Raw genomic sequence first — 20,018 nt, forward strand, 5'->3', positions numbered from 1 at the left:
GCATGGGACGCTGGGGATGGCCGCGCTGGGCGGGTAGGCTGGCCCGATGGACGACGTGGACCTGAACCTCCTCGCCGCGCTGGACGTGCTGCTTGCGGAGGCCAGCGTGACGGGGGCGGCCCGCCGTCTCGGGCTGAGCCCATCGGCCATGAGCCGCACGCTGACACGGCTGCGCACGGCAACAGGCGATCCGCTGCTGGTGCGCGCCGGGCGCGGCCTGGTGCCGACGCCGCGCGCGGCTGAGCTGCGGGACCGTGTCCACGAGCTGGCCCGGGAAGCACGGGCGGTCCTGCGGCCGCAGCCCGCCCGGGTGGACATCGCCTCGTTGGAGCGAAGCTTCACCATCCGGGCGAGCGAGGGCTTCCTGGATGTCCTCTCCGCCCCCGTCGTCGCGGCCGTCGCGCGAGCGGCGCCGCAGGTCCAACTCCGCTTCGTTCCGAAGCCGGACAAGGATGTGGGACCGCTCCGCGAGGGGCTGATCGACCTGGAGATCGGCCTGCGCGGTACCTCCGCGCCGGAGATCCGCACCCGCTTCCTGTTCCGCGACCGCTTCGTCGGCGTGGTCCGGACGGGACATCCGCTCTTGGCGGCCGGGGAGGTGACGCCGGAACGCTACGCCGCCTGCCGCCACGTCGCGGCATCGCGGGAAGGGGAGACGGGCGAGGCGGTGGATGCCGCCCTGCGGCGGCTCGGCTTCGGGCGAAGGATCGGCGTTGCCGTGCCCGGCTATCCGGATGCCATGCGCATTGTGCGCCAGTCGGAGCTGGTGGCGCTGGTGCCGCGCTCCTGCCTCGGCAACGGGTTGCTGGGCGATCCAACCGTGACGTCCGGCCTGGAGAAGTTCGGTCTTCCGGTGCCGGTGCCGGAGTTCCTGATCTCGGCGATGTGGCATCCCCGCTTGGACGCCGATCCGGCACATCGCTGGCTGCGCGAGACGGTGGTGACGGTCTGCCGACAGGCCTATCCTGGGCGTTGAAGGGAGAGCCGCTGCCAGGGGGCCGCGCTCAGGCGCTGCCCTGGCGCGCGTCGAGCGTCCGCTCGATGGCTTCGCAGGCCCAGTTCCCAACCTCGGCGCCATCCGCCATCACGACGACCTTGCCGCCGGTCCGCACCACCGCGGCGAGGCTGGCCAGGACATGCTCTGGAAGGGCAGCGCCCGGGACCAGACCTTCGGGCAGGAGCCAGAGCCGGTCCCCCGGCTCGATCGTGTTCCCCGGCTCGTCCAGGTTGTGCAGCACCGCCTGGAAAGCGCAATCCGTGACTAGGCCCAGCGAGAAGGCGGGACCGCTGCCCAGGACCAGCCTGCCATCGCCGTCGTAGACGGCGCCGGCTGGAGTGCTCGCCTCCCCGGCTACCGGCATACGAAGCGCACGATGCGGTCGGAGATGGAACCGTCGACGAGGGGAGACATCCTGCCGGGATTGGGGGCTGGGCGCCTGGCCTCTTCCAGGGTGTCACCCTCGCCGAGGTAGCGGAACAACCGCCGGCGGCAATCGACCTCACGCCGGGCGAAGGACGTACCGGAGGGGCCCTGGCGGCGCGTGGTGATCTCGACCAGGCCATCGTCGCGCCTGACCTTGCCGACCAGTTCGTAGTGAGCCCGGGGATCGGATGAGACGGCGATGGTCTGCGCCATGGCAGTGCCCGCCTGGGTCAGGAGCAGGCTGAAGGCAACGATCCAGGCCTTCACGAGGATTGCTTCCGCAGGCGCACCCCGGCGCCTCCTCCGTTCTCCGGGATGAATTCCACTCCTGCCGCTTCCAGAGCGGCACGAAGAGCCTCCAGCGTCCGCGCATACGGCCGGCGGACTTCACGTTCGAAATCGGCGATGGTCTTGCGTGCTACCTTGGCCGCTGTCTCCAGCTGATCCTGCGACCAGTTCAGCAGAGCACGAGCCGCACGGCACTGCGCGGGCGTGATGTCCAAAACGAATTACCTTACTCAAATTGAGTTGTTTAACTGAATGAGTAGGGTTACACATTACGTGTGAGGGGGAACCTTCACAACATCAGAGCGACCGGACGAGAGGCTGGACCCCTCCCGCCCAGCCTGACCACAGCTGCTGAAGGGATCAGCCGGCCATGGCTAAGCATGCCCGTATCACAGACCGCCGCCGAAGCGGAGACGGCCTTTCCCGCCGCGCAGCGCTTGCCGCACTGGCGACAGGTAGCCTGACCCTTGCCGCCTTCCGCGGCGCCGTGTCGGAAGTGAGGCCGCCCGGCGATCCGGACATGAATCTCCAGCGCCTCCACGTCGAATGGCGGAATGCCTACGCCGCCCTGACAACTCTGCAGGCGCGGGCACGGACCCTCGCGGACGAGGATCGCCTCAAGCCCGAACTCGATGCCGCCACGGATTGGCTCTCGCTTCGGGTAGTGGCATCGGTGCGGAGTACAATCGGATGCTTCGCCGGTGCCGGACACGCTGCCTCCTGAAACCGATCCACCCGACGCGGACCATGCGGCCTGGGTCCGGCCCGGCGCGGTCTTCCTGGAGGACGGCGAAACCCGCAGGATCACCCGGATCGCGGATGGCATCGTCCGCGGCGTCACCTCCACCAATGCGTTCTGGTCCTGGCCGCTGCCGGATTTCCTCGAGGCGGCGAGGAGCGGGCGGATCCGGCCCTCGGACAGCAGGCGGCCGCGGCGCCCGCCCGCGCCCCCGAAGCCACATCCTCACCGGAGTGCGGCCTCGCGCCAGCGGTTCGAGGAGATCCGGCAGCATCCCCTGATCGTCGCGGCAGGCGACGGGCTGCCGCGCCTCGTCCTGGAGACGCTGCGTGCCCTCCGGCGTGGCGAGCGGGCCGGGCTGTCCGCGCTGCGGACCCTGCTGCTGTCCACGGAGGCCGGTGCCGAAATCGGCGGGGTCGGCCGGTCCGTGGCTGCTCTCGGACACAAAGGCGGCCGCCGTTCCGGCAACGCCGCGGCGGCACGCGAGATCCAGGACCTGCTCTGGCGCTTTCCCCGCTGGCTCGATGGGGAAGGGGAGTTCCCCCTCGCCGACTTCCGCCGTGTGCAGGCTCTGGCCGAACTCGGCGCGAAGGCCATCCGGTTTCCTGACCTGGTGCCGCCCGCCGATCCTGGCCGCCCGCGCGGCGATACGTTTCTTCTCGCGCAGTCCGTCCGCGCCCGGCTGGCCTGCCACTGGCACGATGTCCGGCGTGGCAGCTACCGGCTGGGCGATGCGATCCGCGAGATAGCGGAGGAGGACGTCCTGCACGCCAGGAAAGCGGCTACGATCTGGCAGGGCGGCGATCCGGAGCAGGTCGCCCTGGGCGAGGCGGATGCGGAGGATCTGCGCCTGTGCCGGATCCGTATCAAGGCAGCCTATCACCGACACTTCCCCATGCCACTGACTCCGGAGGAATGTCGCGGCTACCGCCAGATCGCCGCCACCGTGCTGAAGGCCACCCGCCGCGCATCGCGTTGATCCGGTCGTCAGGCAGCGCCCAGGCCGGGCCGAATTCGTTGCGATAGCAAACGTTCAATTGTGTCACCGGACGGATGCGGCGGCCGTGGTGCAAGTGGCCTGTCCATGGTCACACACCCACAACGCCGGCCGGCACCGGCCCGCCGCCCCGATCCTGGACCGGGATGCAATGTCGCACCGCTCCTGCCGCGCCCGCCACGGGCGCTTCCGGCCACACAGGACCTGCCGTTCCCCGGCGACGCCGCGGACAGCCTCCCGGCGGCGTCCGACCGATCCCCCGCCGCATCCCTGCCCAAGCTGCTGACGGCGGCCGAGGTGGCAGCCGTGTTCCGCCGCTCCGAGCGCGCCCTGCGCGACTGGGTGCGGCGCGGATACCTCGCGCCGCTGCGCGTCGGGCGCGCGGTCTACTTCCACGAGGAGGAGGTCCTCGCCCTGCTCGGCGGCCGCATGCGCCAAGCCATCCTGGAGAGCCAGCGGGAGCGCTCCGGCAGCACCCGTGAGGCCCGTGCCGATGCTCCCGGTGCCGGTGCCGGTGGGCCGGTCCGCGGGAAAACCCCATCATGACAACCCCTTACGAGCCCGTCGTGAGCCTCCGGGGCGCCAATCGGCCTGGGATTAGAGTGCTGTGTGCTCCCGATTCGCCGCACCTTTCCGGAGACTGCCAGATGCATCTTTCCGCCCGTCCTCCCGCCCCCGCGGCACCCCTGGAGCAGGCCTCCGGCGTGTCCGCCGGGGCCCCGCTCACCGTCGCCATGGCGCTGGCCAAGGTTGCCCGCTGGAACGACCTCACCCCCACCCGAAGGCGCGACCTTGCCTCCGCCCTGCGTGGGGTCTGTCGCCTGGCGGGGATGGATCCCAGGAGCCAGGCGGCCGAGGCCGAACTGACCCCGGCCTTCCTGCGCGAGCGGGTGTTCGACCGCTCCGCCACCCATCACGGCCTCAGCCGTGGCGCCATGACCACGCTGCGCTCCAACCTGCGCGCCGCGCTGGAGCGGCTGGGTGTCATCGACCCCCTGGAGGGTCCGCTTTCTCCCGCCTGGGCGGCGGCCCTGGCGCGGCTCGGGCAATTCCAGCGCTACGGGCTGATCGCCTTCGCCCGCTTCTGCACGCGGCAGGACGTGGCACTGGAGGCGGTGGACGAGGCGGTGCTGGCGGGCTTCGAGGCCTGGCTGGTGACGCGGAGCCTGAACCCGAAACCCCGCAAGGCAGTCAGCGACGTGCGCGGCGGCTGGAACCGCGCCTGCCGCGACGTGGCGGACTGGCCGGGACGGCCGCTGGGCAGGCTGGTGCGGCCCAACGCCTACGTGCTGCCGCTCACGGCCTTCCCGGCGAGCTTCCAGGCCGACCTCGCCGCCTTCGGCCGGCGGCTGGGCAGCACCGCGCTCGACACGTTGGACCAGGGCGAGGACGACACCGCGAGGCTGGGCGGGCGGGCGCTGCGTCCCTCCACCGTGGCGCTGCGGATGGACCATGCCCGCTGGGCCGCCAGCGCCCTGGTCGCCAGCGGCGCCGTGACCGCGGCGGAGATCGCCTCGCTGCGCGACCTGGTGGTGCCGCTCAAGCGCGCCCAGGCGGCGATCCGCTTCCTGTACGAGAGGGCGGGCGACGAGACGGCGAGGGGCAGGCCCTCGGCGGCCGGCCACCACGTGGCCGAGGTGCTGCGCATCGTCGCCAGGCACTACGTCGAGCTGCCCCCACCGCAGGTGAAACAGATCCAGGCGTGGCAGAAGCCGGTCGCGCTGAGCTACCGCGGCATGACCGGGCGCAACCAGCGCTGCATGGAGGCGGTGATGCAGCCCGCCATCCAGGAAAGGCTGAAGGCTCTTCCGGTGACGTTGATGCAGGGGGCGCGCGAGCTGCGCGACGGAGCGCCGGCACAGGCCCGGTCGCTGGCCATGCGGGCCGTGGCGGTCAGCATCCTGTCCTGCCTGCCGCTGCGCCTGGCCAATCTGGCCGGCCTGCGCCTGGACCGGCATTTCCACCGTCCCGACCCTCGTCGCAATGCCTTCACTCACCTGCGGATCCCGCCCGAGGAGAGCAAGAACGGCCGGGCGATCGACATGCCGATCGTGCCCGAGGTGGCCGCCCTGATCCGGGAGTGGATCGCCGGCTACCGTCCCTCCGCTCCAGGCTGCCCGTGGCTGTTTCCGGGCTACGGCAAGCCGGGCGAGCGGATCGGCCACCAGGGGCTGCGCGACGCCATCAAGGGCGCGATCGCCACGCATGTCGGGGTGACGATGACGCCGCACCAGTTCCGTCACCTCGCGGCCCACCGGTTCCTCGAGGCCTATCCCGGGCACTACGAGGAAGTGCGGCAGCTGCTGGGCCACGCCTCGATCGCCACCACCGCCCGCGCCTATTGCGGCACCGAGCAGGCCGCCGCGGCGCGGCGCTACCAGGATCTGGCCCTCGGCCGGCACCGCGGCGCCGGGGCCATCGCGGCAGGCCGTAGGAAGGGCAAGGCGCGGAGAGGCTGAGATGGACGTGCACGCCCACACCCGCCTGTGCTGGCCGCTGGAACGTTGGCCCGAGGCCGACCGTGCCGCCTGGCGGCTGCACTGCACGCCGGGCGATCCCTTCGGGGATGTCCGCCCCGGTGCCCGGCTGCGCCGGGCCTCGCTCGCCACGCTGATCAAGGGCTACGGCCGCTGGCTGTCCTTCCTCCACAGCCGCGGCTGGCTCGACCCGGACGAGCCGCCGCTGGCCCGCGTCACCCAGGAGCGGCTGCGGGCCTATTTCCGCACGCTGCGCCGTGCCGGCAACGCGGACCACACGGTCATCGGGCGCTTCGGGCAACTGGCCATGGCGCTGGCGGTGATCGTGCCGGGGGCGGAGGTGTCCTGGATCCGCAAGCCCGACGGCACGTCGGTGCACGCGCTGCTGCCAAAGCACACGCGTCAGCTGGTGGTGCCGGACGGGCAGGTGATCCTCGATTGGGGCGTCACCATGATGGAACAGGCACGGGTACTGCTGGAGCAGGGAAGGGATAAGGCGCTCACCGCCTATCGCGACGGGCTGCTGATCGTCCTGTTTGCCCTGTGCGGCCGGCGATTGCGCTCGGTGAGCCTGCTGCGGCCGGGCCACGAGCTGCGGCAGGTCGGGGATTGCTTCCGGGTCGAGCTGAGCGGCGAGCAGACCAAGAACGGCAAGGCGGACCGTTTCGGGTTGCCGCCGGAGTTCACGCCCTGGATGCGGCGCTACCTCGACGTGATCCGCCCGGCGCTGCTGGACGGGCAGCGGCACGAGGCGCTGTGGATCAGTGCGCAGGGCGGGCCGCTCACGACTCACGGCATCCAGACCCGCATCCAGCGTCTGTCGCTGAAGCGCTTCGGGATATCCTTCGGGCCGCACCGCATCCGGCACAGCGTGGTCACCACCGTGGCCCTGCGGCTGGGCGAGACGTCGGCCTTCGGGGCGGCGGTGGTGGGCAACACCCCGGCCGTGGCGGAAGGCTACAACCACGCCGGACAATGCCAGGCCGCCCTGCGCTACGCCGCGCTGATCCACAAGAGAAGGCGGGCGGCATGATGCGGCTGCCCAGCCCGATGCCGGTTACCCTTCAGGCGAAGGCGATGCCGTAGTGGCCCGGATCGTCGGACATGAAGTCCGGGTTGGTCAGGGCGATGTGCTCCGGGCTCTCGGAGAAGCCCAGCACCACGTCGCTGCGCGAGGCACCGCCCTGGAGCTGGGCCACCCAGTGGTCCAGCCCGGCCGGCTCGGCGGCCCGGTGCAGCGTGTTCAGGTAGAGGTTGGACACGAACTGGCGGTCATCCAGCGCACCGTACTTGGCCTGGAACTCGGGGCTGCGGGTGAAGGCCGCGGCGACATCCCTCAGCGCGACGCCGCTGTCGAGCAGCGAGGCCTGGAAGGCCAGTCCCGGGGCGTCGGGCAGCCGGCCCAGCACCGTGTCGTAGAGCCGGGCGGCCTGCAGGGCATGCTCGTCGACATCCCAGATGCCGTTTTGCCAGAGGCCGGCCGTGTTGGCCCTGTTCTCGGCGCTCTCCGAGAAGCCCTGCAGCACCTCGGCGCGGCTGTGGCCGCTGCCCAGCTGCGACAGCCACCAGGCCTTGCCCGCCGCCTCGCCCTCGCGGCCCAGGACGTTCTGGTAGAGGCGGTCGACATACTGGCTGTCCGTCAGGCTGCCGTAGCGCGCGTTGAATTCGGGGCTGGCGAGGAAGCTCTGCGCGAGATCGAGCAGGCCGTGGCCTTCCCCGAGGCGGTCGATCCAGAAGTTCAGGCCCTGCTGCTCGGGATCGCGGTCGAGGGCCGCGTGGTAGAGCCGCACCACCTGTGCCGCCGGGTCGGCCTCGTTGAAGACAAGGCGCCCATCGGCCAGGCGGACCTCCTCGACCGAGCGCAGCGTGTCCGTCTGGCCGCCATGGGTGATGACGACGTCGCCCTCGGCGGAGCGGGTCACGGCGAGGCCGCGGCGGCCTGTCGCGCCGTAGTCCAGCACGTCGAAGCCGGCCCCGCCGTCGTAGATGTGGGAGCCGTCGACATGGTGCAGAACGTCGTTGCCGGCGGTGCCCGGCACGACCGGCGTATCGTCGTCGAGGATCGTCGCGGTGACCGCGGCGGTGCCGATCCCGGTCAGGAAGCCCGGTGCGCCCGACGGGCTCCAGGTGTTGCTAATACGGACCACGAAGGTCTCGTTGCCCTCGAGGAGGTTGTCGCCGGCGATGGTGACCTCGAAGGTCTTATGGGTCTCGCCGTAATTGAAATAGACCCACTGCGTGGTGAAGCCGCCCACAATGTCGCCGGCCGAGGCCGAATGCGCGCCGGCCGAGGTGTCGGCCTCGATCACGATCGCTGCGGTGACCGGCCAGGAGGTGTTGCCCTCACGCACGATGTCGAAGGTGAGCTTGTGCGTGCCCTGGTCCGAGGCATCGCCCTCCCGCACGGCCGAGGCGCCGACAGCGGCGATGCTCATCGTATCGGTCGGATCGTTGTCCTGGATGACCACGCCGGCCGATCCTCCGCCATTCGTGCTGACGGTGGCATTGACCGGGTTGCGCAGCCACAGGCCGATCGCGCCGGGGACCTCCGGGACGTTGTCGTCGACGAGGCCCCAGCTCACCGCCTGGGACGTCTCGCCCGGGGCGAAGGTCACCACCTTCGGGGCGAGGCCGCCGACGAAGTCGTCCGCTCCGGCGACATTGCGCGTGGTGACGGGGATGTAGAATTCCACGGTCACGGAGCTGGTCAGGTCAGACAGCGTGCGGGTGACGATCGCGTTCAGGGCCGTATCGGCCCCCTCGGTCAGGGTCGACTTCGCGACGAAGAGGGAAACCGTGGGCAGCGTTCCGGACACGTCTGGCAAATCCCCTCCAGGGCCGGGGAAAGGCGGTAATCGTTAACCTTTGTCTCATCAAGGCAACGAGTGCGTTATTTCGATACGTTGGCGTCTCAGGATTTGTCCGCGGCGTGCCGTGTTCCCGGTTTGCCACAGGCCGCGGCTCCGGCCCGGTGACGCCGGAGCCGCCAGGCTCGGAAACGCGAAAAGCCCCCGGCCTTCGAGGCCGGGGGCTTTGCGTTGCTGGCGGGAGCCAGCGTCAGGACGGTGCGTCCGCGGGCCGGGCCCGGGATCGCTCCCGCCCGGCGAGTACCGCGCCCTGGAAGGCGCGGAACTGGTGGATGCGCGAGAAGCGCGCGAGATAGCCGCCATGGGTCATCTCGCGGTGGCAGGACCGGCAGACGAGCCAGCCATGCTCGGGCCGGTTCAGCCCGCGGTGGAAGGCATGGTCGAACTCGGTCGCCTCCAGCGGCATGCCCGCCTCGTCGAGGACGGGCTCGTGGCCGCAGCAGGGGCAGCGGCCCCGGTAGGGCGCCCGGCGCAGGGCCGCGACGATGAGCTCGCGGCTGCGAACCGAGAAGTCCCGCCGTTTGCCCAGCAGGAGGTCCTGCGCGGACAGCTGGAGGAACATCAGATCGGCCATGTGGCGCTCGAGGACATCGAGGCGCCGGTGCAGGCGCTCGAACTCCGCTGCGGCCGGAAGGGCCGCATCGCTGGCCTCCGCCACCGTGGGCAGGAGCTGTGCGGCGAAGAGCCGGAAGAGCCGGGTCCGCCGGCGCTGGGCCTCGTCGTCGGGAACGTCGGTGCTGAAGAGCATCGTTGTGTCCTGGAGAGTGGTTTCGGCCTTGCTCAAGGGCCGCGACGGTCGGCTTGGGAGCTACCGAGACCGGCCAGGGACACGGGACGGGGGAGAAGAGGGGGCGCGATGGTGTGGCGCCCCCTCCCTCCCGCCGGTGATCACCGGAGATCCGCGAAGGTGGATCGGGAGAAGGCGTGGTGAAGCCGGGAGAAGGGAAGGAAAGCCGAAGGGGTCAGGAAGAGGATCCACCGCGCGCACGCGGCGGGGCCGGCGCAAGGCCCCCCGGGGGGCAGCGCCGGGCGGCCCATCCCGGTCATCGGGCTGCCACCGCTGGCAGGGCAGGAGGTTCGCAGAAGACGGCCGGCTCAGTGCCGGATGCGCGGTCCGGGACCGAAGCGCGGCCAGAAGGCGCGCGCATCGGTCCGCCAGGATGAGGGGGATGGGGAAGGTGGGTGAGGGCGACAGGCGCCCGGAAGGCGGAAAGCAACGAACAGGCTCCCGGCTTCACCGCAGCATAGATGGGGATTGGGATCCGCGTTTTCAATATGAAATCGGAATGAAAACCGGGAATTCTATCGCCCGTGTGCGGGTTGATGGCCCGGGCCACGCAGTAGCCTATTGCGATGCAGCAATAGACGGCCCACCTCGGTCTCGTAGCGGGCGTCAGGCGATGACGGTGCCCTCCCTCACCAGAGCCGGCGCCCCGCCCTCCCGGCGGGTCATGGCCGGGGCCGGCAGAGCGGGACGGGGCCCATGGCCTGCCCGCCTGCCGTGCCGGCCATGACGGAAGCTGCCCGTCAGCGCTTCGCGGGCGGCCGCTCTCCCTTTCCCTCCTTCCCCTGCGTCTCCTCCAGCAGCCCGGTGACCGGAACCTCCAGCGCCTGTGCCAGGCGTAGCAGCACCAGCAGGGTGGGGTTGCGCAGGCCGCGTTCGATGCCGCTCACATAGGTCCGGTCCAGCCCCACCCGGCCAGCGAAGTCCTCCTGGCTGAGACCGAGGGCTACCCGCAGGGCGTTCACCCGCTCGCCCAGGACGACCCTCGGATCCTTCGCCCCGGCCGGCACCTCCGGTTCCGGCAGCGGCCGGCGCGGCCTGCGCGGGACGCGCGCCCGCTGTGGCTGCGCCTGTGCCGCTCCGGCCCTCCCGGGGCCGCGTTTCGTCCGTTCCATCGCCGCAGGGAGACGTGCGACGGACCGAAGGTCCACGCATGGTGATTCCACGTCTTATCATCCCTATGACGATAGGCTACATGTGCCCTGCTCCAGCACGTCTCCCGGTCGTCACACCCATCATGCAGGACCACAGGACCCATGGACGAGGAACACAGCGGCGAGGTGCCGCGGCCCGGAGACGCAGCGCGCCGCCCCGGGCCCGAGCCGCGCAGCGTACCGGGCGTGCAGGTGCGCAAGCGCCACTACTTCGAGGTCGGGTTCCGCTACGACCCGGCCGTCATCGCGCTGTTCAAGCAGCGGGTCCGGAGCGCGCGCTGGAACCCGAAGGAGAAGATCTGGACGGTGGGCGAGGAGGACACGCTCAATCTCTTCGAGGCGCTGCCCGAGCTGGCGCGGCTGGTGATCGAGCGCCTGCCCGAGACGCGCACCGAGACGCCCGAGACCGTCACCTACCTGTTCCCGCAGGAGCAGCATCCCCAGGTGGGCGACCTGATCCAGTGGCCGGACCGGCCGGCCAACGAGGTGGCGGCGGAAGTGAGCCCGGGACCTGTGCTCAGTGACGACCTGCTGGACGAGCATGGGCCGCACCTGCGGGAATGGGAAGGCGCACCCGGCGTCTGGGTCAGCGTGCGCCTGGCCACCCACCAGGAGCGGGCCGACCGGACCTCGGTCTTCGTGGTCGGCTCCTGAGGCAGGAGGAGGGAGGGTGACCATGGCCGGGGAGCCCGACGCTTCCAGCCGGCCGCCCCGGCTGTGCCGGGACTGCCGGCACGCCCGGCTGGATCTGTGGACGCTGTGCGGCCTGCCGTCGCCGCGCAGCGCGCGCGAGGCCTGGCGGCTGGCCTGCTGCCTGCATCCCCGGGTCCAGCCCGCACCGCTGCCGCCGCTGGCCGATCATCTGGTCACCGGCGAGCCGGCGATGCCGGATCCGCTGGACTTCGTGCTGTGCGCCATCGAACGTGGCAACGAGCGTGAGGGCCATTGCGGCGCCTCGGGCAGGCTCTGGGAGGCGACTTGAACGGACCTGGATCCGGAGGGGCAGGGCAGGGTCTGCGCGAGCCCTCGTGGCTGGCGGAGATGTTCCTCGATCCCTGGATGGCGCTGCTGCGGCCCCGGGTGCCGGGGGAGCATCGCTTCCCGATGGTGCTGCTCAGCGCCACGCTGTGGCTGCTGGCCATCGGCACCGCGGCGCTGGCCTGGTGGCTGGCCTTCACGCTGGCGGACTTCGCCTTCCGGCCGGTGGAGCGGCTGGAGGGGGTGGTGCTCAGCCGGACCTGGCGGCCGGCCTCTTCCGGCATGACGGTGGCGCCGGTGATCTCGGCCAACGGCCAGGTCAGCACCGCGGTGGTGCCGGACCACGAGCCCGAGCGCTACGTGGTCTGCCTGCGCATCGATGGACAGGCGCCCTGCGTGCGGGTGCGGCCAGCGCGGTTCGAGGTGCTGCGGCCGGGCACGCCCGTGGCCGTGCTGGCGCGGCGCGGGCGGATCAGCGGTAGCCTGAGCGTCAGCGAGCTGCTGGAGGAGGATACGAGGCCCGGCGCCGGGCGCTGACGGTCGCGCCGGCGCCGGGATCGTCATGCCCGGATCCAGATCAGGCGAAGACGAAGTCGCTGGCCTGGAGGTGTGTGACGTCCTGGACGGCGATGTATTCGTACTGGCCGCCGAGGTCGATCGAGCTGCCATGGACGGTCTGGCCGTTGCCGAGCACGACGTCGCCCGAGCGGATGGCCAGGTCGCCGATGCCGTGCACGCCCTGGCTGGCGAAGGCCGTCAGGTCGATGTGATCCTTGCCCTGCTCGAAGTCCATGATCTGGTTCTGCCGGGCGCCCGGGGTGAAGACGAAGGTGTCGTTGCCGCCGGTCGTGAAGCTCCCGGACCTGCTGCCGTCGCCCCAGATCAGGTTGTAGGAGCCGTTGCCCGCGACGATCACGTCGTCGCCGCCGCGCGCGAAGCCGCTCAGGGAACCGTCGCCCACGAGGATCTCGTAGGGGGAGTTCGCCCCGCCGACGATGTGGTCGTTCCCGCCCCGCGCGAAGCCGGACAGGGCACCGTCGCCGTAGACGTACACCTCGGCCCAGCTGTCCGCGACCTGGATGTGATCATTCCCACCCCTGGCGAAGCCCGACAGGGTGGCGGCGTCGCCGAAGACCGACTTCCGCAGGGAGCCGGCCGTGATCATGTCGTCACCACCCACGGTGAAGCCGTCCATGGTGAAGGCGTCGCCGTAGACGGTGCCGCTCCCACCCAGGATCCGGTCGTCACCGCCGTGGGCGAAGCCATGCATCTCATAGGCGTCGCCGAAGGCCAGCGGGTTCGAGTGGCTGTCCCCGCTGCCGCCGACGATCAGGTCGTTGCCGCCCTGCGTGAAGTCCCGCATGACATAGGCATCGCCGTAGATCTGCTCGTTCAGGATGCCGGCGCTGCCGCCGAGGATCGTGTCGTTGCCGCCGCGTGCGAAGCCACGCATCAGGTAGGCATCGCCATAGAGATAGTTGTAGACGGCCGTGTAGGAGTTCACGCCGTCGTCGCCCTGGATGAACTGGTCGCCGCCCACCTGATGACAGGACAGGCTGGTGCTGGTGTCGCCATAGATCGTCGCCACGGGAAAGCTCCTTCAGCCGCCCGAACGGGCTCAGGCGGCCAGGGAACTCCGCGACGTTCATGCGGATGGCGTCAATTCGATAGAGATATATCTAAATTGAGACTTTGGCGACGTGGCGGAGCGGTGTCACCCATTCGCATGAGCCCGTGCCAAAGGCAGGCTCCACACGCCCCGGCATAGCCTCAATCCGCCAGCATGTGCTGGAAGCCCGGACCATCCTGGCTTTGGTCCGGGAACAGGGAGATGGGCCACTTGAGGATCAGGTAGCCGCTGCGCTCCAGGTGCCGTATCAGCCAGGCGGCCATGAAGTCGGGATTGTCCGGTGCTCAGTCGCCAGGGGCCGGCCGCGCTCGTCGCGCTGCAGGGCGTAACGCAATAACCGGGCGAGGTCGTCGGGCTTGGTCGGGGAAAGGGCGTCGCTCATGCGCGCAGGCTGGACCAAACGAGAACAATTCATGAACACGAAAGAGTCAGGGAATCTTCCGTCATGAGCGGCCTCAGTTCACGAGTACGCGTCCGTACGGCCGTGATCGCGCGGCATGACCATCCGCTTCGGTTCCCTGGCTCGTGCGGCACGAGCGCGACCCGGCCTGTCTCATCGACCGACCGGGCAGCGCCCTTGCCGTTGCGCAGCCGGTCGCGCAGCGTGGGGCCATGACGCAGACAGATCCCGGAGCGGATGCCGCCCTGCCGCCCATGGGCTCGGTGCTGGGGGTGGATGTGGGCTTCTCGCCGAAGCGTCGCAGCAGTGCGTCTGCCGGCTCGACTGGGATCCAGGCGCGGTCACCTGGGATATTCGCCGCTTCCGTGCCATTCCGGCCGAGCAGGAGGCCACGATCCGCGGTGTTGCCGGCAAGGCCGGACTCCAGGCCGCGGCCTTCGACGGTCCGCTGCGGGCAGGCCTCGACGTGATCGGCCGCTATCGTGCCGCGGAGCGAATGCTGACGCGCCGCCTGGGTGCCAGGATCGGCAAACCCGGCCAGGCAAGTGCCCCGGTCGGCCAGGCTCTCAATACGGCGGCCAACGACTGCGTCCGCATCGTGCTGGGCGGATGCTCCGTCGAACCTGCAAGGCATGCGGTATGCATCCATGACAGGGCCGTGGTGGAGGCATTTCCCGGGCCTTCCTGGGCGTCATGCTGGAGGATCCCGGCGAGGTGGCCGCCGTCCGTTCCGACCGCTCGGATGTCTTCTTTCGCCATCTGACGGCGAACGGCACCCTCGAGACACTGCTCGAACGCCTGCTGCCCGGGCGACGCCTAGATCTTCCGCTGGAGGGCGTGACGGACCACGACGACCGGGCCGCGCTGGTCTGCGCGCTGACCGCGCTCTGCGTGGCAGCCGCGGACTTCACGGCCGTGGGTGATGCCGATGGCTGGATCATTCTGCCACCGTGGCGCTTCGTGCGGCCATGGGCATGGAGTGACCTCGAGGCCAATGCTCGTGACGAGAGTCCCGGCTGTCTCTATCAAGGACCGGATCTCCAAACCCGGTACGATCATTCATGGAGTATCGCCTAGTGGCTGCTCTCAGTGAGTTGAACGATCCGGTGCCGGTGCTACAGGCGATCGAGGAACATGATCGTCTTGGCGAAGAGGCGTTTCTCGAAAAATACGGCTACGGGCCGGCACGATCCTATTGGTTGTTGCACGATGGTCGGCGCTACGCTTCCAAGGCGATCCTGGGCGTGGCGTTCGGCTACCGCTTTCCGGGCGCACGTCCGCTCAAGGCGTCGGAGTTCGCCGGTGGCGAGAGTACGGTGCGTCGGGCCCTGACCCGCCTGGGCTTCACGGTCGAGGTCGATGACAAGGCGGCAACTGCTGTCGTTCTCCCGGTGCTGGCCTCTGGCGACGCCGATACGACGGCCTTCGACCCCGAAGGGATGGTGGATGCCCGCGAGAAGATCCTGCGCGAGATCAGGCTCGGCGAGGCCAGAAGGCCTTTCGCGATCATCTGCTTGAGGCGTATGGCGCGCGCTGTTCGATCAGTGGATGCAGCACATTGGATGTGTTGGAAGCGGCTCACATCCTGCCTTACCGGGGCGAGGCCACTAACCATCCTACCAACGGTCTGCTGCTTCGCGCGGACCTCCATACCTTGTTCGACTGCGGCCTTCTCGCGATTGACCCGGATACCCTGCAGGTGCTGGTTTCCGCGTCCATCATGGAGCCGACCTATCGCGAGATGCATGGTCGCAAGCTGAGGGAGGTTTCCGATGCCCGCCTGGCTCCAAGCCGGGCCGCGCTACGGCGGCATCGGGCAGGTAGCAGGGTCTGAATGACGTCTCAGGAAGGGGCGGCCTCGAAATCAGGATGCCAGATTCCTGTCGCGAGATCCTCGGCACAGTCATAGTGCCAGTTGGTCCGGCGGGTTGTCGGGTAGCGGGTCAGAGCACAACCACAGCAACCGGGGGATTGACCGAGTTGTACACTACGAGGCGTCGTCCCGCAGTACCCCTGGTCAGGCGCAGGAACAGGGCAGGTAGTCCTTGCCACCCAGGAAGACGATATCTTCCTGGGTCCTCTCCAGAGCATTGAAGTCCGGGAATTTATCGCCGGCGCGCCGGCGCTTCCAGGGCTCGGCCGAGGTGCTGAAGGTGATATCGTAGTCTGGAAGCAGAAATCGGCACGCACGAGTCCCCAGCCGGCAGACAGGATGAAAGTCTTTCAATCCCCATTTTTCCAGCAGGAGTGCATAGGCTTTCGGACGATAGAGCTTCCCAGCAATCCAGAGGCCTGGATCGGGTTCGCGGCCAGCATTCACGGCCATGACACGCTGACGCCATGTGATGCCCGTGATGTCCGACATATCGTCGGGATGAGCGTACAGGACGCCTTTCTCTGGAGGTGCTGCATCCGGACGAGCCACGAACATCACTCGATACCGTTCATTGTATGGAGGGTGACTCCATTTGCCTGCTTGGATCCAGCGCACTGAATGACGCAAAGCATGCTCTGATGCTCCCAACCTATTTGCAGTGACCGTTCGCTGGTGGCCGATTGTTTGCTGACAAAATCCAGTGTGCATGTAAAACAAGAAGAAATGCGTCCTGTAGAAAATCTGAGATGCAAAGATTACGAGTGATCGTGAGGTGTCAATGAGATCCATGGCTGAAGATCGATTCTACTCACTATTTTATAAAGCAAAATCCTGATTGGGTTGCGCCATTTCCTGCCGCGCTTGAAATATTCATAGACTTCAATCCCTCATCAATACGTTGGCCGACGAGTAGCCGACGATGGACCGGTTTCCAGCGAAACGAAACAGGTCCGAGTTGCGTAGATAACGGCGAAGTTGGAATAAGCCATTTGGATCGAGATCTGCCTTCTTAGTTCCATGATGAAAGCGTGCGTTTCGGTACCAATGACGAGATCAGGAATATCTCGGCCATCGCGGATTAGGCTGCCATTGCTTGGTCTCAGCCATATGGGATTTACGTTGATCTGCAGCACTTTACCAAAAATATCCGCATGATCGCCATTGTGGATTTGCTGTATGAGCTGATCCTGTAGGTCAGCTTCGGAAACAACACCGACATGGCGCAACCTGGATACACTGACAGGTTGCCTGCGTCGCCCCGATTCAACAAGACGAATGGTTTCATCATCAAGGCATCCAGAAACACCGGCAAATCGGAACTTGACAGGAACAAGTTCTTGCCGCCAGATGTCTCCCAAATAAATGACAGCTTCAGGCGTTCCAGGACACCTCTATAGCCTTTCTCGATAGTCACCCTATCGACATTTGGGCGCCCGGAGAATTGATCGGCGACGAATATCCACCGTTCATCCGCCTGTCGGCTGAACCAATATATTCAGCAGAATCACCGCTCGGATGGATGGGGGTGCCGGTTTTTTCTGCCCTGATGACACAGGGAACCCAAGTCGCGAGCGATTGTCGCTGTCCGCATAAGGTCTGCCGTCAAGGACCAGCGACGCGCCAGATAGCTTCGATTACCTTGCTGCACAACAACGCCGCCGGACTTCCTCCAGTGTGAATTCCGGAAAATGCAAATCCTGCTCATTGCCCTGCCGCGTGAACGTGGCAGAGGGTATTCACCAGCCTGAGGTCCTCCACGGTGGCACAGGGCACTTCCAGCAGCCTGGGGCTGGCCAGCACCACGGCAGGCAATGCGCCGGGAGACGGCGACGTTCAGGCGCTCGCGGCTGAACAGGAAGGGATGCCGCGCGGGATGTCGCCGGCGGCCGAGGTCGCCATGGACACCAGTACCACGGCCGCCTCCTGCCCTGGAACCGGTCCACCGTGCCCACCCGCGCCTCGGGCGGTAGGGCGGCTCGCAGTGCGTTGACCTGCACGTTCCAGGGCGCCACCACCAGCACGTCCTCGACCGTGACCGGCCGCTCCCGGCCCTGCGGTCGCGCCAGCACTGGCGCATCAGGTCGTGCCAGATGGCCGCCACCTCGGCCACCTCCTCGTCGGAGCGCTGCGAGCAGCCCTCGTGCGCGACCTCGCGGAACTTCAGCCCGTGCGGCACCAGCGCGGGGTGACAGCCGTCTCCGAGCAGCAACTCCTGCCTGTCGCAGGAGGCATGGGCCGTCAGGCTGCCGTCGTAGATGGCCTCCGACACCCAGGCACAGAGCGCGGGATGCATGCGATAGCTCTCGCCCAGGAAAAGGCCCCATTCCGGCGGTACCACGGCCGCGCCCTGCAGCAGGTACTCGAGCACGCTCAGGCCGCTCTCGCCCGGGTGGCTGCCCTGGATGGGGCTGGCCGAGCTGCATCTGGTCGCCCACCAGCACGATGCTGCGCGCGGCCGTGCCCGTGGCCACGAGATTGGCCAGCGACACCTGCCCGGCCTCGTCCACGAACAGCAGGTCGACCAGCCCCTCGTTGTCCTCCCGGCGAACAGCCAGGCGGTGCCGGCGATCAGCTGGAAGTCGGCCGGCACCGCGTTGTCGAAGATGTCGGTGATCATGGTGCCGGCCACGTGGTTCTCCGGACTGTCGGGATCCGACTTCTTGTAGCCGCGGATCGTGACCCCGGCCTCACGGCCGCGGCCTCAACGCCGCGCAACAGGTTGACGATGGCCTTGTGCGACAGGGCGGAGACGCCCACCCGCAGGCGCGCCCGATCGCATCCAGGATCATGCGGCTGGCGGTCCAGGTCTTGCGGTGCCGGGTGGGCCCTGCACGAAGAGGTGGCTGTCCTTGAGATCGCGGCAGGCGGCCACGGCCGCCTCCAGCGTGGTCTCGCCCGGGCGGCGAACCGCCTCGCCCGGTACGCGCCCGATGAGGCGCGGCGCCTCGCGCCGCAGCAGTGCCTCCAGCGCCGGGAAGCGAGCTTCCCCAGCCGCCACACTGTCCGCGAAGCGGCGCACCGCCGCACGCAGCACCTTGTCGTCGAGCGGTCCGCCCGGTGCGACGGAGAGCCGGTCCGGCAGCGGCTCCTTGTTCCTGCCGCGCTTGAGGACGACGCGGCGGGCGTTCGCGTCCAACCTGTCGATGGCGAGCGGCTCCAGCGTCGCGGCGTCCATGGCCGGGCCCGGCCGCAGCTTGGTGTCCTGGCGCGGGAAACGGTATTCGCGTGCGATGGAGCGTGCGATCGGGAAGGGCTCGCCCATCGCTTCCAGGCCGCCGAGGCATTCGCGTCCTCGATCAGCTCCTCGGTGCACGGTTCTGCCGATCGAACATGGCCCACCAGCCAGGCTTCTGCTCACGGCGATGGAAGGCAGCGAGGTGGGCACCAGTTCCCGGTAGGGCCGCTCCGCCTCGGGGGCACCCTCCACCAGCTGCGTGCGGATCGCCGCGGCATCGGCTTCCTCCGCTCGCGCCGGGCCTTCCGCTCCGGGTCCTCCTCATCCCGGACCAACCCGGCCCAGGGAAGGCTTTCCGGCCGCAGGTGAGCAGCCAGTCGCGCAACTCGCGGGTGGAGACACAGTCATCGCGGTTGTAGGCCTCGATGCCGTCCAGGATCCCCTGGTCACGAAGCTCCAGCCAGCGTTCGAAGGCCACGATGCTGTCCCGGCCGTGCCGACCTCCCCATCCCGCGCCGGGCGGTAGAAGCGCTCCACGTTCTTGAGCGAGTAGCGCGGCTCGCTGATGCGCAGTGCCTCGCGCACGATCACATAGAGGTCCACGAAGCGCTGCCCGCGCAGAAGCGTGTCGAGTTCGGCCTCCCGGGTGGCGTGACGCTGCGCCAGCCGTTTGAGCGCTGTCGTCTCATAGTGGTTGTAGTGGTAGATGCGCGCGCCGGGGCTGGCTGCCATGGCCATCACGGCGTGGTCCATGAACTCCTCGAAGGCGCGTTTCTCCTCCGCCGCTTCGAGTGCCAGAAGGCCCGGAAGCCCTCCGGTCCTTCGACGCCGAACAGGTATTCGAGCCCACCATCCGGATAGAGCGGGTCGCCCTCCATGTCGAAGAACAGGTCTTGCGGATCCGGCCGGGCAAGCGGGCGAAGCCGCGGCCGGGCCCGGGATCGAGCAGCACGTGGCGGCGGGCCTCCGGATCCTCGCGCACCGCATCCTGCAGGGCTGCCTGTCCGCGCAGGCGCTCCAGTACCTCCGGCGCGATGCCCGGCACACGAATGCCTTCCGGCAGGGCCGCGAGTGCTGCCAGGGTGCTCACCCCGGCCTCCCGCAGGCTGGCGATCTGGGAGGAGCGGATGTTGGCCACCCGGTGCAGGTGGTCCGCCGCCTCCCACTCCGTGTCGCAGCGCTCCTGCCAGCCGCATTCGGAGCAGGCGGCACAGGGCTCGGGTGCGGTGG

The 20,018-nt window shown here is 68.6% G+C and carries 26 protein-coding genes; 12 read left to right on the forward strand and 14 right to left on the reverse strand.

All coding sequences use genetic code 11. From position 1 onward, the window contains the following. Positions 1–46: 46 nt before the first annotated feature. On the forward strand, positions 47–976 hold the full coding sequence (locus CTJ15_RS03590; RefSeq protein ID WP_099781163.1) for a LysR family transcriptional regulator: 930 nt from the start codon (positions 47–49) through the stop codon (positions 974–976). Positions 977–1,004: 28 nt separating this feature from the next. Here the strand turns inward: CTJ15_RS03590 and CTJ15_RS03595 are convergent, their stop codons facing one another. Genes CTJ15_RS03595 through CTJ15_RS03605 form a run of 3 tightly spaced genes read right to left on the reverse strand, consistent with a single transcriptional unit; the run spans position 1,005 to position 1,926 of the window. Next, on the reverse strand, positions 1,005–1,361 hold the full coding sequence (locus CTJ15_RS03595) for a hypothetical protein (protein WP_099781164.1): 357 nt from the start codon (positions 1,359–1,361) through the stop codon (positions 1,005–1,007). Then, positions 1,352–1,690, reverse strand: coding sequence for a hypothetical protein (locus CTJ15_RS03600; RefSeq protein WP_099781165.1), 339 nt, complete (start codon positions 1,688–1,690; stop codon positions 1,352–1,354). The genes CTJ15_RS03595 and CTJ15_RS03600 overlap by 10 nt, the downstream gene beginning before the upstream one ends. Next, positions 1,687–1,926, reverse strand: a complete 240-nt coding sequence (locus tag CTJ15_RS03605) for a helix-turn-helix transcriptional regulator (RefSeq protein WP_099781166.1) — start codon at positions 1,924–1,926, stop codon at positions 1,687–1,689. Before CTJ15_RS03605 ends, CTJ15_RS03600 begins: the two co-directional genes overlap by 4 nt. Before the next feature lie 155 nt (positions 1,927–2,081). Between CTJ15_RS03605 and CTJ15_RS23790 the strand changes: the two genes are divergently transcribed. From CTJ15_RS23790 to xerC, 5 genes are all read left to right on the forward strand, one after another. After that, positions 2,082–2,435 carry a hypothetical protein gene (locus CTJ15_RS23790; RefSeq protein ID WP_126281795.1) on the forward strand — a complete coding sequence of 118 codons (354 nt, stop codon included), beginning with the start codon at positions 2,082–2,084 and terminating at the stop codon, positions 2,433–2,435. Continuing rightward, entirely contained in the window at positions 2,413–3,429 is a 1,017-nt protein-coding gene (locus CTJ15_RS03610; protein WP_099781167.1) for a hypothetical protein, read from the forward strand. The genes CTJ15_RS23790 and CTJ15_RS03610 overlap by 23 nt, the downstream gene beginning before the upstream one ends. Before the next feature lie 105 nt (positions 3,430–3,534). After that, positions 3,535–3,993, forward strand: coding sequence for a helix-turn-helix domain-containing protein (locus tag CTJ15_RS24595; RefSeq protein WP_099781168.1), 459 nt, complete (start codon positions 3,535–3,537; stop codon positions 3,991–3,993). Between the two features lie 101 nt (positions 3,994–4,094). After that, the gene (locus tag CTJ15_RS03620) at positions 4,095–5,906 is read left to right on the forward strand and encodes a site-specific integrase (RefSeq protein WP_193009571.1); all 1,812 of its coding nucleotides are present in this window, start codon (positions 4,095–4,097) and stop codon (positions 5,904–5,906) included. Between the two features lies 1 nt (position 5,907). Beyond that, on the forward strand, positions 5,908–6,957 hold the full coding sequence (gene xerC, locus CTJ15_RS03625) for a tyrosine recombinase XerC (RefSeq protein ID WP_099781170.1): 1,050 nt from the start codon (positions 5,908–5,910) through the stop codon (positions 6,955–6,957). A 31-nt stretch (positions 6,958–6,988) separates the two neighbouring features. On the opposite strand, the gene CTJ15_RS03630 is transcribed toward xerC, so the two are convergent. From CTJ15_RS03630 to CTJ15_RS03640, 3 genes are all read right to left on the reverse strand, one after another. Beyond that, a complete protein-coding gene (locus CTJ15_RS03630) occupies positions 6,989–8,740 on the reverse strand; it encodes a DUF4214 domain-containing protein (protein ID WP_099781171.1) in 1,752 nt (583 codons plus the stop codon). Between the two features lie 241 nt (positions 8,741–8,981). Further along, complete coding sequence (locus CTJ15_RS03635) at positions 8,982–9,539, reverse strand: hypothetical protein (RefSeq protein ID WP_099781172.1); 558 nt, start codon at positions 9,537–9,539, stop codon at positions 8,982–8,984. 779 nt (positions 9,540–10,318) lie between these two features. After that, positions 10,319–10,585: a helix-turn-helix domain-containing protein gene (locus tag CTJ15_RS03640; RefSeq protein ID WP_226945919.1), complete on the reverse strand. Its 267-nt coding sequence runs from the start codon at positions 10,583–10,585 to the stop codon at positions 10,319–10,321. Between the two features lie 246 nt (positions 10,586–10,831). Between CTJ15_RS03640 and CTJ15_RS03645 the strand changes: the two genes are divergently transcribed. The 3 genes from CTJ15_RS03645 to CTJ15_RS03655 are packed head-to-tail and all read left to right on the forward strand — an operon-like array spanning position 10,832 to position 12,244. Next, on the forward strand, positions 10,832–11,383 hold the full coding sequence (locus CTJ15_RS03645) for a hypothetical protein (RefSeq protein WP_099781105.1): 552 nt from the start codon (positions 10,832–10,834) through the stop codon (positions 11,381–11,383). Between the two features lie 22 nt (positions 11,384–11,405). Next, entirely contained in the window at positions 11,406–11,711 is a 306-nt protein-coding gene (locus CTJ15_RS03650) for a hypothetical protein (protein WP_099781106.1), read from the forward strand. Beyond that, positions 11,708–12,244: a hypothetical protein gene (locus tag CTJ15_RS03655; RefSeq protein ID WP_126281797.1), complete on the forward strand. Its 537-nt coding sequence runs from the start codon at positions 11,708–11,710 to the stop codon at positions 12,242–12,244. Before CTJ15_RS03650 ends, CTJ15_RS03655 begins: the two co-directional genes overlap by 4 nt. A gap of 40 nt (positions 12,245–12,284) precedes the next feature. Here the strand turns inward: CTJ15_RS03655 and CTJ15_RS03660 are convergent, their stop codons facing one another. Together CTJ15_RS03660 and CTJ15_RS24985 are read right to left on the reverse strand one after the other, a co-directional pair. After that, the gene (locus tag CTJ15_RS03660) at positions 12,285–13,295 is read right to left on the reverse strand and encodes a hypothetical protein (protein WP_099781174.1); all 1,011 of its coding nucleotides are present in this window, start codon (positions 13,293–13,295) and stop codon (positions 12,285–12,287) included. A 182-nt stretch (positions 13,296–13,477) separates the two neighbouring features. Beyond that, positions 13,478–13,600, reverse strand: a complete 123-nt coding sequence (locus CTJ15_RS24985) for a hypothetical protein (RefSeq protein ID WP_255414112.1) — start codon at positions 13,598–13,600, stop codon at positions 13,478–13,480. An 830-nt stretch (positions 13,601–14,430) separates the two neighbouring features. Here CTJ15_RS24985 and CTJ15_RS03665 point away from each other — a divergent pair. Then, positions 14,431–14,814, forward strand: a complete 384-nt coding sequence (locus tag CTJ15_RS03665; RefSeq protein ID WP_099781175.1) for a hypothetical protein — start codon at positions 14,431–14,433, stop codon at positions 14,812–14,814. A 487-nt stretch (positions 14,815–15,301) separates the two neighbouring features. After that, a complete protein-coding gene (locus tag CTJ15_RS25265) occupies positions 15,302–15,571 on the forward strand; it encodes an HNH endonuclease (RefSeq protein ID WP_369923410.1) in 270 nt (89 codons plus the stop codon). 183 nt (positions 15,572–15,754) lie between these two features. On the opposite strand, the gene CTJ15_RS24605 is transcribed toward CTJ15_RS25265, so the two are convergent. The 3 genes from CTJ15_RS24605 to CTJ15_RS25270 all read right to left on the reverse strand — a co-directional run bounded on the left by CTJ15_RS24605 (position 15,755) and on the right by CTJ15_RS25270 (position 17,981). Then, positions 15,755–16,102, reverse strand: a complete 348-nt coding sequence (locus CTJ15_RS24605; RefSeq protein ID WP_226945920.1) for a hypothetical protein — start codon at positions 16,100–16,102, stop codon at positions 15,755–15,757. A 401-nt stretch (positions 16,103–16,503) separates the two neighbouring features. After that, the gene (locus CTJ15_RS23795) at positions 16,504–16,971 is read right to left on the reverse strand and encodes a hypothetical protein (RefSeq protein WP_126281798.1); all 468 of its coding nucleotides are present in this window, start codon (positions 16,969–16,971) and stop codon (positions 16,504–16,506) included. A gap of 146 nt (positions 16,972–17,117) precedes the next feature. After that, positions 17,118–17,981 (reverse strand): AAA domain-containing protein, encoded by an 864-nt coding sequence (locus tag CTJ15_RS25270; RefSeq protein WP_369923386.1) that lies wholly within the window; start codon positions 17,979–17,981, stop codon positions 17,118–17,120. Between the two features lie 34 nt (positions 17,982–18,015). On the opposite strand from CTJ15_RS25270, the gene CTJ15_RS03685 reads away from it, so the two are divergent. Then, positions 18,016–18,279: a hypothetical protein gene (locus CTJ15_RS03685; RefSeq protein WP_099781177.1), complete on the forward strand. Its 264-nt coding sequence runs from the start codon at positions 18,016–18,018 to the stop codon at positions 18,277–18,279. A 119-nt stretch (positions 18,280–18,398) separates the two neighbouring features. Here CTJ15_RS03685 and CTJ15_RS03690 read toward each other — a convergent pair whose 3' ends face one another. From CTJ15_RS03690 to CTJ15_RS24610, 3 genes are read right to left on the reverse strand one after another with little or no spacing between them, the layout of a single operon-like run. Beyond that, complete coding sequence (locus CTJ15_RS03690) at positions 18,399–18,875, reverse strand: hypothetical protein (RefSeq protein ID WP_099781178.1); 477 nt, start codon at positions 18,873–18,875, stop codon at positions 18,399–18,401. A 34-nt stretch (positions 18,876–18,909) separates the two neighbouring features. Beyond that, a complete protein-coding gene (locus CTJ15_RS25275; protein ID WP_369923412.1) occupies positions 18,910–19,227 on the reverse strand; it encodes a hypothetical protein in 318 nt (105 codons plus the stop codon). Beyond that, positions 19,110–19,775, reverse strand: a complete 666-nt coding sequence (locus tag CTJ15_RS24610; protein ID WP_126281799.1) for a ribonuclease H-like domain-containing protein — start codon at positions 19,773–19,775, stop codon at positions 19,110–19,112. The genes CTJ15_RS25275 and CTJ15_RS24610 overlap by 118 nt, the downstream gene beginning before the upstream one ends. Positions 19,776–20,018 lie beyond the last annotated feature (243 nt).

This window comes from Roseomonas sp. FDAARGOS_362 (assembly GCF_002754815.1).
In the GTDB taxonomy this organism is placed as follows: domain Bacteria; phylum Pseudomonadota; class Alphaproteobacteria; order Acetobacterales; family Acetobacteraceae; genus Roseomonas; species Roseomonas mucosa.

Bases quoted from the DNA above. Each gene is read 5' to 3' on its own strand.
- CTJ15_RS03590 (WP_099781163.1), top strand. From the start codon at position 47: ATGGACGACGTGGACCTGAACCTCCTCGCCGCGCTGGACGTGCTGCTT.
- CTJ15_RS03595 (WP_099781164.1), bottom strand. From the start codon at position 1,361: ATGCCGGTAGCCGGGGAGGCGAGCACTCCAGCCGGCGCCGTCTACGAC.
- CTJ15_RS23790 (WP_126281795.1), top strand. From the start codon at position 2,082: ATGGCTAAGCATGCCCGTATCACAGACCGCCGCCGAAGCGGAGACGGC.
- CTJ15_RS24595 (WP_099781168.1), top strand. From the start codon at position 3,535: ATGGTCACACACCCACAACGCCGGCCGGCACCGGCCCGCCGCCCCGAT.
- CTJ15_RS03620 (WP_193009571.1), top strand. From the start codon at position 4,095: ATGCATCTTTCCGCCCGTCCTCCCGCCCCCGCGGCACCCCTGGAGCAG.
- xerC (WP_099781170.1), top strand. From the start codon at position 5,908: ATGGACGTGCACGCCCACACCCGCCTGTGCTGGCCGCTGGAACGTTGG.
- CTJ15_RS03635 (WP_099781172.1), bottom strand. From the start codon at position 9,539: ATGCTCTTCAGCACCGACGTTCCCGACGACGAGGCCCAGCGCCGGCGG.
- CTJ15_RS03645 (WP_099781105.1), top strand. From the start codon at position 10,832: ATGGACGAGGAACACAGCGGCGAGGTGCCGCGGCCCGGAGACGCAGCG.
- CTJ15_RS03650 (WP_099781106.1), top strand. From the start codon at position 11,406: ATGGCCGGGGAGCCCGACGCTTCCAGCCGGCCGCCCCGGCTGTGCCGG.
- CTJ15_RS24985 (WP_255414112.1), bottom strand. From the start codon at position 13,600: ATGGCCGCCTGGCTGATACGGCACCTGGAGCGCAGCGGCTACCTGATC.
- CTJ15_RS03665 (WP_099781175.1), top strand. From the start codon at position 14,431: ATGCTGGAGGATCCCGGCGAGGTGGCCGCCGTCCGTTCCGACCGCTCG.
- CTJ15_RS24605 (WP_226945920.1), bottom strand. From the start codon at position 16,102: ATGTCGGACATCACGGGCATCACATGGCGTCAGCGTGTCATGGCCGTG.
- CTJ15_RS03685 (WP_099781177.1), top strand. From the start codon at position 18,016: ATGGGGCTGGCCGAGCTGCATCTGGTCGCCCACCAGCACGATGCTGCG.
- CTJ15_RS03690 (WP_099781178.1), bottom strand. From the start codon at position 18,875: ATGGGCGAGCCCTTCCCGATCGCACGCTCCATCGCACGCGAATACCGT.
- CTJ15_RS24610 (WP_126281799.1), bottom strand. From the start codon at position 19,775: ATGCGGTGCGCGAGGATCCGGAGGCCCGCCGCCACGTGCTGCTCGATC.